Genomic DNA, 14777 nt, shown 5'->3' with positions numbered 1-14777 from the left:
GTTTTAACTTAGTGCAACCTCAACTCTGTCACGGATTTGGCGTGATTTCTCCTTGGCGAACAGAGGCATAAATTCTGTACCACCGCTTTGCTTGGCAAGAATATCAACCAAAGCTGCTTTGGTTTCAATATGTAAAAATGACATCAGTGGTTTAATCTCATCGCGGCGCGCCATGGCGATAATGTACTGTCCCATGCATGGTTGGTAGTGTTTGATCATATATAGCAACAGGAGTTCAGGTTTTACGTTATAACTAAACAACCAATCAAGTAGCGCTTGATAAGCGGCTTCTTCATAATCATCTTCATCGCATTCTAAGCGAGTCGCTATGTCCATCTTGCCTTGTAGGGCAAGCATGTCCATGTAACCTGTGACCAGCCCATCTGTAATCACTTTATAAGCGCGATAACTGTGACTTGCCAATAACTTAACTAAACGGCCGCAACGTTCATCATCCAGTAGCCATAGATATTGGCTCAGTGAGTGGCTGCGATATTCTTTTAGGTTTGGTGTGGTTTCATAGCTAACATACTGGTTAAACTGCGGCGCAAATTCAACATAATCGAGCTCGCCTTGCAGATACGCCCATAGATTTTGGTTAACTTGGTTTTGGCGCTCTTCTGGAGTCGGTAGGTTTTTAACCGTATCAATCACGATTTGGGCGTCTATCTTGTCATTGAGGATCACAACTTGGCCGCCAACGTAACAATTACCGTCTTTAAAAGCGTCTTTGTCAGCCACAAGTACCAGTAACTCGTCGCCAACCTGCTGCAAGATCTCAGTATATATCCAATCCATTTTATCGTTCTTGCGCGTTTGACTGAGCTCAGCATCAGGATGCAATGCCAGTGGTAATTTTAGCGCTTTAGGCAGCTCAGCAGCGTCAGTGACAAAATCTGAGAAGATCACATTGTCGCTAAACTTTCTCGCAATCACTTCTTCCCATGAGTTTTGATTAAGCTTAATAAAGTCGGCTAGACATTGTTTTAGCTGGTTATCAAGCGCAAAAGGCATGTTTGGGAAGCGCATCGCCACATGTTTATGAAACTCTAGCTTTGTTGGTTGATAGCTGTAATCGAGTCCGCGAAGTAACGCCTTAGCATCATTGCGTCTTGCAGTCGCCATCATACCTTGCTGCTCATTATCGAACTCACCCATTAACTCGACCAAGTCTAGGTAATCATCTGTGCGAGATGAGTTAGAAGCAAATTGCTCAACTTGATAGGCCAAGGTGAAAGCTTTATCTATGCCGTGGCTGTTGAGCATGTCGAAAAAGTTTTGCTCATCTATTGCTGAGTCAAACCTCAACTTGCGGCTATGTTCGCTATAGGCTTTAGCAATAATGTGCACCACTCTGATAGGAGCCATGGTGATCAGCAGTTGCCAAATACGCTCTGCGTTAATGGCTTCTGGAATGTCGAGTTGTTTTAGCCATAAGCAAATGAGTACCACTCGCTGATAGTCATCATTATAGTCATCTAAAAACTTATAGCTTTTTTGCATTGGGCTAATTTTAGGGAAATATAAAAATGCTTGGCGGCAGATATCTTGACCATAAAGATGTTGGTTTAATAGCTCAATCATCTGCAGTTGATTTAGCTCAGGCGTTGCCTCGGTAAAGTAAGCTTTGACTTGTGCCTGTTCACCGTCGTTTAAGCCTTTTTCATCAAAGGGACCGTCGCCTAAAATATCGGTATTTTCTAGCATCAAGTTAACGGCTCGCTCGAATACGCCATTTAGCCTTACATGTAACGCTTGGGTGTAATCATCATTGATATTGTTCAGCGTATCTTGCAACAGCAAGTAAGCGCAAAGTGCATCGATGCCGAGTTCATCCTCGGACCAGTCTTGGCAGTTTAGGCAGGCGCGATTAGCAAATAGCTTATCGGTTTGCTTAAGCATCTCGGTAGTGACAGGGGTGTATTCTATGTCAGTATATTCATCGAGCAGACTTTCAAGCGCTTTTTGCTCTGCTCGACTTACACCTGAGTCAAGTTTTGGTGTTGCGTCGATAGGCATAAAGCGAGCGTAATAGTCTTCAACACTGATAATTGCCTGATATACCGACTCTCCTGTAAGCATATCGCATAGCTCGTCATCAAAAGGTTGCTGGCCGAATAAACGATAGAAAATATCAACAAAACGCAGCATAGTTTGTGCGCTACGCACTTGGCTTTCAGGCTGGGTGTTAGCCTGCATGGCTTCAACATCAGCGCAGGCTTTATCAGAACCTGAACTAACTCGAATTATAAAGCCATACATTGCCTCAGCATCCATCTCATCGTCTAAATCTTGCTGTAGATCTTTAGCGAGGTAATGTAGAGGCTCGTGGAAACTGTTGCGCACAGAATTAAAGTTACCTAACTCCCAGCAGGTTTCGTCGATAGTTTCGAATAGTGATAATGCATGCTGTTGGCAGTGCTTAATAAAGTTAAAGGGTTGAATTTCATCAAGTACCTCAGAATTTTTACCTGTTGAGATATAAGCGAGCAGGGCGTCACTATTATCAAGGCTACGAATAAATTCGTTGAACATCTCTAGGCCGCCGAGATATTCGTCGCGTGCTTCTTCACGATCGCTGCGTTGAGCACGGACTTTTTGTTGCTGGGCAATGCTGGCAGCATAACAACATAGTGGTTTGCTAAGTTCTAGTTTTAGCTGGTTTTGCAGATTTATCGCTTCATTTTCGAGAGTATCATTAATAAAGAGCCTAGCGAGTTCCTGATTTCTATCTTCAGCATATTGGCCGCAGCAATCCGCTAATAGGGTGATATAGATGTCCAAAACGGGGTTCTGTTTATAAAGCGGCTCATCTGCGCTATAAACTAACACTGGTAAGGCATTAAAGCGCTGCTTAACTAACTCTATAAAGCGTGAATATTGTGTCGGATTAGCTTTTAAGTAATCCCCTAGTGGCTCGTATCTTGGAGCTGGCTGTTCCCAATCACTGCCGTAAAAGGCAAATCTAAAGTGTGGATTATCACACCAGATAAAGGCGTTAATCATCGCCTCACACCAACCATGTTGCTCTAGCAGGCTTAACAGCATATCGCCGTAGCCTGTTGCATGTTCATCATCCCAATAGGGGATAAAAAACTGCGCTAAATAAACAGCATCGTTAGCGTCTTTGGCCGCCATAATGTAAAGCGCTTCTGCGCCAAATATCCGAGAATGATCAAGCCACATCTTATTGGTATCATTTTCAAAGCGGGCGTAATTCACCATAGCTTGCGCTGTTTTTCGTAGCTGAGATATTAGCGATCCATGCTCAAGAGCTAGGGCAAATAACAGGATTTCAGACAGATACAGCTGACGTTCATCACTTACCACATAACTACTTAGCAGACCGCCGTCTGGGTTTAGCGCTAACGCTGCCATTACTAGCTGTTTATCTTGCAGCATGTCCAGTTGTAGGGGCTCGACTGTGCCGCTGCTATTATCCATAAACATTAAGTTGAATCGACCGCTTCTATCAAAAGCTTGATGCGCTTCTAGTTTGGCTTTATAGGTTTTTAAAGCTCGCTCGATGCTCGAAGGATGGTGGCGGTTAAACTCGATTACTTGTAGGTGGGCAAATGTGTCCATACTAACGTCCTGTTAAAGCTGAATGAATTCCATTTTCTATGGATTCACCATTGAAATTGCTCAGAGGATAACTTATTAGTTTTTCAATGACAGTTGCTTAGGTGTAAAAGTTGTTGCTGGTTTGTTGTCTTGGTCAGGGGCTTTGGGTGAAGTTATAATGATAGGCCTAATGACTTAAGATTCTCCTACCACAACGACGACCCCCTTCATGATATAAAAAAGGCTGCCTATTTTGGCAGCCTTTAATTTTCATAACTTTGCATTTTTACAACCAAGGGGATTATAAAATGGACTAACTCTTAACTTGCGTTGCTGTCTATTATTATAACCTCAGCTTTGTTTTGGCTAAGCGCTCCTGCAATTGTTATTGCTAAGCGTTTATTTTGCCAAGTTTCAGTAGGTACTGTATCAGGGGTAAAACTATAGTTACCTAGACTTTTTTCTTTCAATTCTCCCATACAACTCCCTTCGACCTCAAAACCTGCACTGCATAAAACAGCGTGATGCCAAGGTACTGAAAATGCAGTTACCGTTGCTGGAGTATGGCCAAGATACATCATTTTATATTTAGCGTTTTCCGCACCAGTGACTGGTAGTCCAGCGCCGTCGTTTAGACTGAAAGTAAAGGTATGACTAGCGTTATCGAACTCAATTTGAGTCACTTTTAACACTGTTGCTGAATCTATATCGACTGATGGGGTGTCATCGTCGTCACTACCACAAGCTGTTAATGCAAGTGTCAGCGCTAACATTGAAAAAAGTTTTTTCATGACAAACTCCTAGTGACAATCTGCACAAGTTAACTCTGCATGCACAGGTACTCCGCCTGCCATATCATGTGAGCTATGACATGACTGACACTCAAGTGTTGAATTAACATCAGTTCCTAAATATGTGTCAGGTTCGCGAGCAGTAGAGCTATGGCAGCCTGTACACTCTTGGTTGGCTGGTGCAACAAGCTCTGCGTCTAAAGTGCCTTCTAAGGACTGGTTTAAGTAAGTCACCAACATGTAAGCGACTTCAGCTGTGACTTGGGCACAGCGCTCGAACTTAGCTTGATGACTAGAACCAAATTGACTTGCTTTGGACCATAAGGTGACCGAAGTATGGCAAAGTGTTGAGCCAGCAATTGATTTACCTATTAAATTTGCTTCTAACAGTGTGCCATCATCTGTTTTGCGGGTAGGTGCCCCAATAGCGCTTAAGAAAGCGCTATCCCCCCTAGGCATCTCTGACTTTTCATAGAAGCGAAATAGTGCGCGACTTACAGCGGATGGATTAATACCCGCAAGTAAATTTATCGCCATAGCTGCAGCGTTCACACAACCGCAAATAGACCCCATACCAAATACACCGCCTTTACCAAAGGTTGCCATATTGGTTGGGATTGCGGCAAAACGGCAGGCATCTTCATGACCTGCATCAGCAAGAGATTTTATGATCGCATCAAATACACCGTACATACATCCTCCGCGGTCATAGCCGGCATAAGCCAACTTAGCGACAACTATCGGATCGAGTTTTATGTAAGTGAGTAACTTGGCATCATTACCATTGCTACCGAAATCGATGGGCTCATTACCGCTGCACTGAGGGGCTGCTAAAACTGCTGGAGCAAAGATACTACCAGTGCTAACAACTGAGAATGTAGCGAATTTTTTTAAAGCATCACGTCTATTCATCATTTTCTTTCCCTATTATATTTATGGCGATTTATATTTCGCGCCATATATTTAGAGTTAAATTTAATAATGGTTTGTGATCGAAGACGATAATTTAGTTTTTGAGTTTTTTTTTGAGGTTTAAAACTTATTTTATTTAATTATTTTAGTGGTTTGGCTTATTTTTGTTTTCTATTATTTGTAATTGTAATAGCGTTTAAATATAAACATGATTATGTTCAATAATTGACTTTAAATGTGATCTTGCCGCTACATAGATTAAGTATTAATAAAAGGTTTACTCATTTATAACCAACAGTGATATATCTAATTTATAGTTTAGGTTATTTTATGGTTGCAGTTTACAAAGGACTGAGTGCTGAACATTTACACTTGTAAACTTCGACTAGCCTTGAAATTTTTGCTGTCTATTGTTTAAATGTTTCAGGAAGCAACCTGAGTATCAGCTAATTTAGATTGACTGCGGAAGGTTTTACTGTTGAAAGAAAAGGAATTTTACATGGATTGGTATCTTCTAGCCTTTAAAAAATATTTTGACTTTAGTGGGCGCTCTAGACGCAAAGAGTATTGGATGTTTGCGCTATTTAATTTGATTGTAGGTATAACACTTAGCGTACTTGATACTGTGTTCGGTACTTTTAATCTTGAAACCGGCTTGGGTCTACTTAGTGGTCTATATTCGTTAGCGGTATTTATTCCAGGACTCGCACTATCGGTTCGCCGCCTGCATGACATTGATAAAAGTGGTTGGTGGTTACTGCTTTTATTGATCCCTATTATTGGTGTGATTACTGTATTGATCTTCTGTGTGCTTGATAGCAAAACAGAAGAGAATAAATGGGGAAATAGCCCTAAATTCGCTTGAATCTTAAACAGGCTTGACCTCGAACCTGATCTTGTATGACTGTCTAGAGCTGCGAGCAACGAAGATAAAAAAGCCTGTCAGTGTTAACTGACAGGCTTTTTATTTTGTTAAATTATCAAGCCAGATTAACGTCTGCCCGGTTCAGTAAAGTGAATAATCCGATCTTCTACTTAGTTATACTCATAGGTAACATTTAAGACATTAAGATTACTCTTTAGCTGCCAAAGTACGAGCAAGCTGCCGCTTTGGGCATGTAGTTGAATGATTAGTTTTTCCGTTCTTGTAGGCTAACTTAATGGTTATGACATCTAATCTATTTTTCATTAGTGCTGACTCAAAATACGATAAATATCTAATCAATATTTTGCTACTTAATTATCTGCCATAACCCTTGTTAGCTGTATATAATCTCTCGCCGTAATAATCTATTGTGGCACTGCTTAATCCAACCCTCTGGGGATAAGCAGTCGTTTATCGACTATTTTAAGAAGAATCATGATTAAAAAATTTCTTTTCATTTCTTTTGCTTTGTCTACGCTTTCAGCTTGTGGCGGTGGTAGCGACAGTAATAAAGATCAAGGTATCAAAGTTCAAGGCTCTGTGGTTGCAGACGCCTATCTTTTTGATGATGAAGCACTAGCTCAAGTTAACTCTCGACGTGGCACAAGTTATAGTGCTGAAAACGGCGAGCAAGGTGAAGCTGAGTTAGATACTTGGCATGTATGTGGCGATGTTTATAACAGTTTAATCGAGCCAAGTTTATATAACCAAGATTACGATCAAGATGGTATGGCAGAGACTAACCTGACGGATGATGCGGGTAACCTTTATTACAACATCGACCTTAATGGCGACAAGTTAGGTGAGTTGAATATCGTCACTGCCAGAGAAGGTATTTATCTTAACGTTGATATGAGCTGTGACGCTAAAGCAGATATAAATATCGATAAAGATTTTGATGGTATTAGCGATCTTAACATCGATGTTGATGGCGACATGGTTGCAGATCGTTTAATCGATATTGATGGTGATGGCGAGCCAGACTTTTCTTATACCGATAGCGATGGAGTATCGCTTGCGGGTGTGAAAGTACAATTACAAGGTAAGTATGGTGAGTTTGAAACGGTTACTGATGATAATGGTAAATTCTCATTTGATCGTATTCCAACGGGGACTTATACGCTAAAGGCCGATGATATTGCCCTTGATGGTTCTAATATCTGGACTCGTACTCTGGTTGAGATTGAAGAGTTTGATGACTCGATTGGCGCGTTTAGAATGCACCAAGACCCGATTATCACTGAGGTGAATCTCAACCATGAAGCCAAGCATCAAGGTTTTTGGCAAGATTTTCATTGGTACTCTAGCGATATTAATACTGAGTATGCAGTAGGTGATAGCGTATGGGTCGAGCTGAAAGCTGAAGATCCTAACAATCGCCCGATAACGGCTAAATTTAGCGTTAATTACCGCCCAGAGACTGAAAAGGTTGTTATTGGGAACGGTGTATATCAGTACCAACACACAATTACCAAAGCTGATACCTTTGAGTACATGATATCGATTTTTGCAGAACTAAGTAATGATGACGGTTTCTTTGGTTTAGATGGTACGACTGACGCTCGTGCTTCGATGCAGTTTATGATGGCAGATTATGTTGAACCTGAAGAGTTTGAAGTTGAAACTGTCACTGTAGGTGATGAGCGATTTGATAACCCGCCAGACTCAACTTATATGCTGGTTGAAGTAAAGCAGCCAATTGCCATCGATGGCAGTGTTCAGATTGATATCGAGGTGACAGGCCCTGATGAGCGTATTACCGAATTTCACGTAGTTGGTAGAAAAGACAGCACTACCGAGCTACCAAAGGGTGACAACTTTCTATTTGAAGCCGATATCGCTTATCCTCATTACAACTATGAAATTCAATATTTTACCTACTCAGATTTTCTTGCTGAGCGTGAAGAGGTGGTGATTAAAATTCCACTCGACACCCAGTTAAAGCCTACAATAGTTGATGATTTACTGATTGATGGCGTTACAGCGACTGATGTGATGGTCCGAGTGGGTCACACCTATCAGTTAAAGGCGCTCTATACCGACCCGCAAGATGATGTCGTGCAGTGCCGTTTTGAAAAAGCGGGAAATCATAATGTCGGCGGTAATGGTGATTATATTATTAGCGATTGGGGCTCTTGTCAGGTGGAATACACCTTTAAAGAGGAAGATGCGGTCGCTCAGTTTAATCTCAATGCCTATGTACGCAATAGTGATGGCATCGTGGTCTGGGAAAGTTACGATGATCTTAAGTGGTATAAGGTTAGCGTGACTAAATAAGTGATTTAGACAAGATAAAAGGCTGCCAATAGGCAGCCTTTGCTTTTATAAAACAGATAAGCAACTGCTTTTATTGAACGAGGTTAGCGTCCACCAGGCTCGGCAAAGCGAGTCATCCAATCTTCTACTTGGTTGTACCAATAGATAGAGTTATTAGGCTTCATGATCCAGTGGTTCTCATCAGGGAAGTAGATCATCTTTGACTCAACTCCACGGGTTTGTAGCGTACGGAATAACTCAAAACCTTGGCCAACTGGTACACGGTAATCAAGCTGACCGTGGATCACTAATGTCGGCGTGTTAAAGTTCTCTGCAAAGTAGTGCGGAGAAATAGACTTGTAGATCTCAGGCTTTTCCCAGTAGCTGCCGAAGCGAGTACTGTGAACCGAGAAGTCAGCTGCCATTTGAGAGTACATGTTGTACACAGCCGCATGGATCATTAACGCATTAAACGGATGCTCTTGACCCAAGATAATCGAGGTTAAATAGCCGCCGTAGCTCGCACCACCAGCAACCATACGTTCGCTATCGATCCAATCTTTTTGTTCAAACCAGTCAGCTGCTTTTAGCACATCGTCTAGTGACTTGTTCTTCCAGTCTGGGTTGATGCTGTCAGCAAACTCTTGGCCGAAGCCACTTGAACCGTGGAAGTTAGGCCATGCGGTAACATAACCCCAAGAGGCAAAGGTTTGCGCGTTCCAGCGGTAGTGGAAACCATCAGTAATTGCGCTGTGTGGACCGCCGTGAATTAGCATCATTAATGGATACTTTTTACTGCGATCAAACCCTGGTGGGTAGTGTACCCACATCTGTATGTCTTGGTCGTTATAGCCTTTGTAGGTTACCGACTCATAAGTGCCCATATCAACGTCAGCAAGAATGTCATCATTAAAGCTATCTAGGCGTGTGGTCTTGCCGTTACGTGGGTTAATGGTCACAAGACGTGCTGGATACAAGAAGCTGTCGTTAGTTGCAACGATAGTACCGTCTTCAGCCATCACCGGCTTACCAAAGTTGGTGTCTTTGGTGATCGCTTTTACTTTGCCGTTTTTAGCATTGATATGATAAATGCGGCTAGTGCCAGCATCATCAATTGCGGCGTAAAAACCTTTGCTGTCTTTGGTCCAGCCAAAGCGTGATACTGAGCGATCCCAAGTGTCGTTAATCACCTTTGGTTGACGTTTTTTCATGTCCATTAATACTAGGCGCGAGGTATCTGCGTAGAAACCGTGAATTAACTGCTGAGTAAAGGCTAACGTTTTGCCGTTAGGGCTAAACTGCGGATTACTATTTGGCGCTTCGTTGTCTGGGGTTAAGTTTTCAGCTTTGTCGCTACCGATTTTCGCTAAGAAAATATCAATCTTAGGATCAACTTCGCGGGTCTGCTTAGCTTGATCCCAGCCGTTGGCGGTAAAGGCAATCCACTGCTCGTTTGGCGCGATATCATAGCTTGATGCGCTTTGCGATGAGCGTGGTAACTGCTGACTCAGTGGTTGAGTAATGGCTTCAATCTCACCGCCAGTCGCAGGGATACGGAACACGTGGGCCTGACGGTCCTCATCAATCCAATGGTCAAAGCTTGAATAAGGCAGCTCGGTCCATTGGTGTGCTGAAACCTTAGTGTCTTTATCGGCTTTTAGCTGTTCTGTCATCTCATCCCAGTTCTTCCCCGGGAAAATACGGCTGATAAAGTAGATGTGTTTACCTACCCATTTCATGCCATATACGCCGCCTGGCACGTCTGTTAGCTTTTGCGCTTCACCTGGTCCCGTCATTGGCAGCAGGTATACTTGGCCGGCTTTATCGTCATCACGCTTACTGATAAACGCTAGTGTTTTCCCATCAGGTGAAAAGGTGGCTTCGCTTGCACGCATGCCTTTAGCTGTAAGTGCTTGCTGGCTATCACCATCTTTATCAAACAACCAAAGCTGGGTTGAGCCTTTGTCTTTAGGCACATCATATTGGGTTACAGGCGCAACGACTTTGTCGCCGTCCGGTGAAATAATTGGACTGCCTATACGGTTTAGTTGCCACAGCACATCAACCGAAAGGGGTTTAGTTGATTCTGCATACGCACTTGCCATAGGCATTAGCATAGACAGTAACAGGATCCCGGCTTTCTTCACGAGTGGTTCTCCTTAGGAGCAATTTGTTGAGTTTTTTATTAGTGTTTTAACCAGCTTGTTACTGGCGAAGCTAGTATAGCCGCGAATATTACAAAAAGGATATCAATATCAAGAGGCTGTTGCAGATGGTTACACAACTGCTTTAAATAAAGATTAATTGCTGAGAATAAAAGTAGAAGAGAGTTAGATTGAAATAAAAATGGCGGCTGAACCTTGAGTTCAGCCGCCATTAGCTTGTGTGGTTTTAGCTATGATACTCGTTGCGATTAAGCGAGATTAAAAATCTTCGTCGTCGCCACCGAAATCACCGAAACCGCCGTCATCAAAGCCGCCGAAGCTTTCATCACCGCCAAAGCCTGTGTTAGCAAAAGTGTCTTCGCTTGCATACTCAGAAGCAAAACCAGAGTTGTCATCTAAGAAGCTTGAACCTGTGTCTTCAGGTGCTGCGGTATCCGCCGCTGCAGTCTCAGTTGGTGCTTCTGCTGGCGCTTCTGGAGCAACTTCTGGTGCGGCTTCTGCTGTTGCTGGAGTTTCGTCACCAAATAGTGCGTTACTGATAAGGTTGCCGGCAACCATACCTGCGGCAACACCTGCAGCAGTTTGCATAAAGCTACCAAAAGCACTTGGTTGGCGAACTGGTTGTGGTTGCACTGGTGCAGGGTTAGTACCGCCCATCATACGGCTTAATGTGCCACGCTCAGATTCTTTTCTAAAGTGCTCAACTTGAGACTCTAGGAAGTCATTTTTAGACTTCATATCTTTTAATGCCATCTCTTGTACGATTACCGCTTGAGTTAGCTTATAAACGATGTCTTCTTGAGATGCGATCTCTTGGCCAATTAGACTTTCTGCTTCAGCATCTTTTGGCTTATTTGGGCTAGCTTTTAGTTTGTTAGCTACGTTTTGGATTAGTTCTTGTTCTTGCGGAGTCATTGTCAAATTCCTAAATGTAAGGATACGTCTTTACGTATTTGACGCGCATCCTAGCCTAAGGTTCACATCGTGCGTATAACTAATAATTGATTAGCTAATCAAAAGCTTAAATAACTATCAGTTAACAACAATTAACAAACAAGCAGCTTTAAAAACTTACAAAGATTAAGAGAGTTTTATCTAAAATTGTTTAGGATTTAATCAGTATAGAGAGGGGAAATAAGGAACCGAGGAAGCTAGGAAAAGTTAAGATATGCTAAGTGGTAAAAAAATGCTTACCCCAAAACAGGGTAAGCATTTTCAGTTGGTCGGTTATGGTCTTAGAAAGACATAAATAGACCGACAACCGTAGCTGATAGTAAGTTAGCTAAAGTCGCTGCTAACAGTACTTTCATACCAACAGATGCGATGTAGCTAGACTTGTTAGGGATCATGGTACTTAACGCTGCAACCACCATAGATACTGAGCCGATGTTAGCAAAGCCACATAACGCTACAGTGATGATAGCCACTGATTTTGGTGACATCACTTCACCCGTAGCAGCAACAACGGTTTCACCTGAAATGTAAGGTGCAAAACCTGCGTAAGCTACAAACTCATTAAGTACTAGCTTTTGTGCAATAAAGTTACCCGCAACGTTAGCTTCAGCCCAAGGCACGCCAATTAACCAAGCGATAGGCGAGAAGGCGATGCCCATTAGTAGTTCAAGGGTCACACCCTCAAAACCAAACAAGCCGCCAGCCCAGCCAATCAGGCTGTTTAGCATCGCCATTAAACCAATACAGGCGATAAGAATTGCACCCACTACCGCAGCAATTTGCATACCGGCGATAGCACCTTTAGCAATAGCGTCGATAAAGTTTGATGGCTTTTCATCATCAGGAAGTGCTGGCGTGTCGTTAACAGGTTGCTCAGTTTCTGGGATCATTAACTTCGCAAATAGTAGACCGGCTGGGGCACTCATAAAACACGCCATAACCAAGTAGCGAACTTCAACGCCCATGCCAGCAAGGCCTGCTAATACAGAGCCTGCGATAGAGGCTAGACCGCCAACCATAATGGCAAAAATTTCAGACTTAGTTAGGTGTTGGTGCCAAGGCTTAACAAAGAGTGGCGCTTCAGTTTGACCGCATACTGTGTTGGCAATGGCGTTCATTGATTCCGCTTTAGATGAACCAATAAGCTTTTGTAAACCACCACCTAGCACTTTAACCACAAAGCCCATTATGCCCATGTAGTGCAGTAAGCTCACCAGTGACGCAGTAAAGATAATCGCTGGTAGTACTTGGAAAGCAAAGATAAAACCTAGGTTTTCAACTTGGAAAGTCACTAGGTTACCGAATACAAAGCTAATACCTTTAGACGCGAAGCCTAAAACGTTAGCAACGCCGTTAGATAAAGACAGCAATACGCTTTCGCCAAAGCTGGTGGCCAACACAAAGCCTGCAATGGTCAATTGGATGATTAGCGCGCCACCGACGGTACGCCAGTTAACTTGTTTTTTAGCATTACAAAAAAGGTAGCCCACGACAAGTAACGCTACGATACCTAATATGGATTGAAACATAATAGTTATAACCTATTGTTTATTTGATTAATTAAGCTGATTGACTCAGTTGGTTGAGTAAATGGATTAAGCGCTCTACGTGTTGTTGAGCTAATTGCATAACGGTGTTTTGATCGCCGCCTTCATCAGGTGTTGAATTCATCTCGAAGGTGATAACCGTATCGACAATTTCCATTTGTGCAGCCTTAACGGGATGCATAGCGGCTTGTAAATACTGCTCAATAGGCAAGAAGTTAAACTCACCTGGTTGATAGGAGTTTTCAGTTGCACCACAGGTAATCGATAAGATCACTTTTTTGCCTTTTAGCTTGTCGCCGTTAGGACCGAAGGCAAAGTTGTAGGTAAACACTTCATCAAACCACAGCTTCATCAATGCCGGATAGGTTGACCAGTAAAGTGGAAACTGGAAAACAATCGTATCGGCTTGAGTCAGTAAGGCTTGTTCAGCGGCAACATCAATTCGAAAGCCTTGGCAGGCCTCATCAAGTTGATGGATCTTAATCTGGCTAGTATTTGCTAGCAGTTTAAGTATTTCGGTATTTGCAACGGAGCGTTTGAGGTCGGGATGGCCCGAGATCAATAGCACATTGCTGTTGGTGTCATTCATTTTGTGTACACTTAAAGTCGTCTAAAAATCATAAATAAGTGCGCGCAGTCGTCCTCAAAACCATTGTTTTTGAGGTTAATATTAGTTTTATAAAGTTGACCTTTTATCAGGTCTAGATCTGCGGCGCGCTAATATTGCACAGACGCCTATTAATGTGGATTAACTTGATAGGATATTGGTGGGCGAGTCACACTTCCCCTTTGGTTGCCGGGTGATTATTAGACGGTTTGCGGCGTATTTAGCCAGTAGTAATAATATTGCTAACGCTAAACTATTATCAGCTCAATTCTCTAATGCTGTTTTACTGCTTATTTAGTAGGGAGCCTTTTGGCCCACTTCTATCTTTGATTACGCCTTAGTGAAATATCGCCGCTAATAATTTCGACTTGTTCGCCAGTTAAGCTGACTAGCTTGGCCTCAATATGCATCGACATCGGAAACTGGCTATCGGGTTGCTTAATGATCACCTCAGCATAGGTTCTTACCCGATTGGATAAAAAGTAATAGCGACCATTCCAAGTGCAGTCAAAGTAGAAGTTTTTCTCACTAAGGTTAATGTTCTCTAAGCGGTTTTTAGAGTGCCGCAGATAATTGTCGGTGGTGATAATGCTGCAGCTATTGGTTGCACTGCCATTGGTATCGGTGAACTTAAAATTGAGTGCTGACTTATTATTGAGTTTGCCTTCTGTGCCACCTAAGTACTTGTTGAGCGTAATTGTGGCCATTACGGTTTCATTATCTGGCTTATTTGAATAAGTTGCGTTAGCTGAATTCGTTGCTGGTGTCGCTACAGCTGTTTGCGTAAGCCTCTTTACCGTCGCTTGGGTTTTTAGTGATAACAGCAGCAAACTTATCGCAACAAACACAGCGGCGAACCAAAGTAGAATACGCATGTAGCCTTCCTTGTCATCTCGTTTGATTATCTTGATGCTCTATGGGCACTTTAATTAAATCATGCACTGGAATGTGAACTGGAGCAAGTTTGGTTAAGTAATTAAGGTTTTGAAAAATAAGCAATTAAACTTTAAGCTTTTACGAATGTTATTTTAGTAGATAATTGCGAGACAATAAAAA

General features: G+C 42.5%; 10 protein-coding genes. 2 read left to right on the top strand and 8 right to left on the bottom strand.

Annotated elements, in window-relative coordinates; translation table 11 throughout:
- Positions 1 to 3 precede the first annotated feature (3 nt).
- From AB4298_RS01360 to AB4298_RS01350, 3 genes are all read right to left on the bottom strand, one after another.
- Entirely contained in the window at positions 4 to 3585 is a 3582-nt protein-coding gene (locus tag AB4298_RS01360) for a hypothetical protein (RefSeq protein ID WP_371985493.1), read from the bottom strand.
- A gap of 299 nt (positions 3586 to 3884) precedes the next feature.
- A complete protein-coding gene (locus AB4298_RS01355; RefSeq protein WP_371985492.1) occupies positions 3885 to 4355 on the bottom strand; it encodes a hypothetical protein in 471 nt (156 codons plus the stop codon).
- Positions 4356 to 4364: 9 nt separating this feature from the next.
- The gene (locus AB4298_RS01350; protein WP_371985491.1) at positions 4365 to 5270 is read right to left on the bottom strand and encodes a C-GCAxxG-C-C family (seleno)protein; all 906 of its coding nucleotides are present in this window, start codon (positions 5268 to 5270) and stop codon (positions 4365 to 4367) included.
- A 496-nt stretch (positions 5271 to 5766) separates the two neighbouring features.
- Here AB4298_RS01350 and AB4298_RS01345 point away from each other — a divergent pair, with 496 nt between their 5' ends.
- Positions 5767 to 6132 carry a DUF805 domain-containing protein gene (locus AB4298_RS01345; RefSeq protein ID WP_248998873.1) on the top strand — a complete coding sequence of 122 codons (366 nt, stop codon included), beginning with the start codon at positions 5767 to 5769 and terminating at the stop codon, positions 6130 to 6132.
- Between the two features lie 495 nt (positions 6133 to 6627).
- On the top strand, positions 6628 to 8469 hold the full coding sequence (locus AB4298_RS01340) for a carboxypeptidase-like regulatory domain-containing protein (protein WP_371985490.1): 1842 nt from the start codon (positions 6628 to 6630) through the stop codon (positions 8467 to 8469).
- A gap of 83 nt (positions 8470 to 8552) precedes the next feature.
- On the opposite strand, the gene AB4298_RS01335 is transcribed toward AB4298_RS01340, so the two are convergent.
- From AB4298_RS01335 to AB4298_RS01315, 5 genes are all read right to left on the bottom strand, one after another.
- The gene (locus tag AB4298_RS01335) at positions 8553 to 10595 is read right to left on the bottom strand and encodes a S9 family peptidase (protein WP_371985489.1); all 2043 of its coding nucleotides are present in this window, start codon (positions 10593 to 10595) and stop codon (positions 8553 to 8555) included.
- Between the two features lie 276 nt (positions 10596 to 10871).
- Complete coding sequence (locus AB4298_RS01330; protein ID WP_371985488.1) at positions 10872 to 11528, bottom strand: DUF2076 domain-containing protein; 657 nt, start codon at positions 11526 to 11528, stop codon at positions 10872 to 10874.
- A gap of 320 nt (positions 11529 to 11848) precedes the next feature.
- Complete coding sequence (locus tag AB4298_RS01325; protein ID WP_371985487.1) at positions 11849 to 13096, bottom strand: NupC/NupG family nucleoside CNT transporter; 1248 nt, start codon at positions 13094 to 13096, stop codon at positions 11849 to 11851.
- Between the two features lie 31 nt (positions 13097 to 13127).
- Positions 13128 to 13703, bottom strand: a complete 576-nt coding sequence (locus AB4298_RS01320) for an NAD(P)H-dependent oxidoreductase (RefSeq protein WP_248998878.1) — start codon at positions 13701 to 13703, stop codon at positions 13128 to 13130.
- Positions 13704 to 14041: 338 nt separating this feature from the next.
- The gene (locus AB4298_RS01315; protein WP_371985486.1) at positions 14042 to 14596 is read right to left on the bottom strand and encodes a hypothetical protein; all 555 of its coding nucleotides are present in this window, start codon (positions 14594 to 14596) and stop codon (positions 14042 to 14044) included.
- Between the last annotated feature and the right edge of the window lie 181 nt (positions 14597 to 14777).

Origin of the sequence: Shewanella sp. 10N.261.52.F9 (genome assembly GCF_041471165.1) — a bacterium.
GTDB classification, from domain to species: Bacteria; Pseudomonadota; Gammaproteobacteria; order Enterobacterales; family Shewanellaceae; genus Shewanella; species Shewanella marinintestina.
Note: the sequence above shows the minus strand (reverse complement) of the source record. Positions and strands in the feature narration are given on the sequence as shown.

Bases quoted from the DNA above. Each gene is read 5' to 3' on its own strand.
- AB4298_RS01360 (WP_371985493.1), bottom strand. From the start codon at position 3,585: ATGGACACATTTGCCCACCTACAAGTAATCGAGTTTAACCGCCACCAT.
- AB4298_RS01355 (WP_371985492.1), bottom strand. From the start codon at position 4,355: ATGAAAAAACTTTTTTCAATGTTAGCGCTGACACTTGCATTAACAGCT.
- AB4298_RS01350 (WP_371985491.1), bottom strand. From the start codon at position 5,270: ATGATGAATAGACGTGATGCTTTAAAAAAATTCGCTACATTCTCAGTT.
- AB4298_RS01345 (WP_248998873.1), top strand. From the start codon at position 5,767: ATGGATTGGTATCTTCTAGCCTTTAAAAAATATTTTGACTTTAGTGGG.
- AB4298_RS01340 (WP_371985490.1), top strand. From the start codon at position 6,628: ATGATTAAAAAATTTCTTTTCATTTCTTTTGCTTTGTCTACGCTTTCA.
- AB4298_RS01330 (WP_371985488.1), bottom strand. From the start codon at position 11,528: ATGACTCCGCAAGAACAAGAACTAATCCAAAACGTAGCTAACAAACTA.
- AB4298_RS01325 (WP_371985487.1), bottom strand. From the start codon at position 13,096: ATGTTTCAATCCATATTAGGTATCGTAGCGTTACTTGTCGTGGGCTAC.
- AB4298_RS01320 (WP_248998878.1), bottom strand. From the start codon at position 13,703: ATGAATGACACCAACAGCAATGTGCTATTGATCTCGGGCCATCCCGAC.
- AB4298_RS01315 (WP_371985486.1), bottom strand. From the start codon at position 14,596: ATGCGTATTCTACTTTGGTTCGCCGCTGTGTTTGTTGCGATAAGTTTG.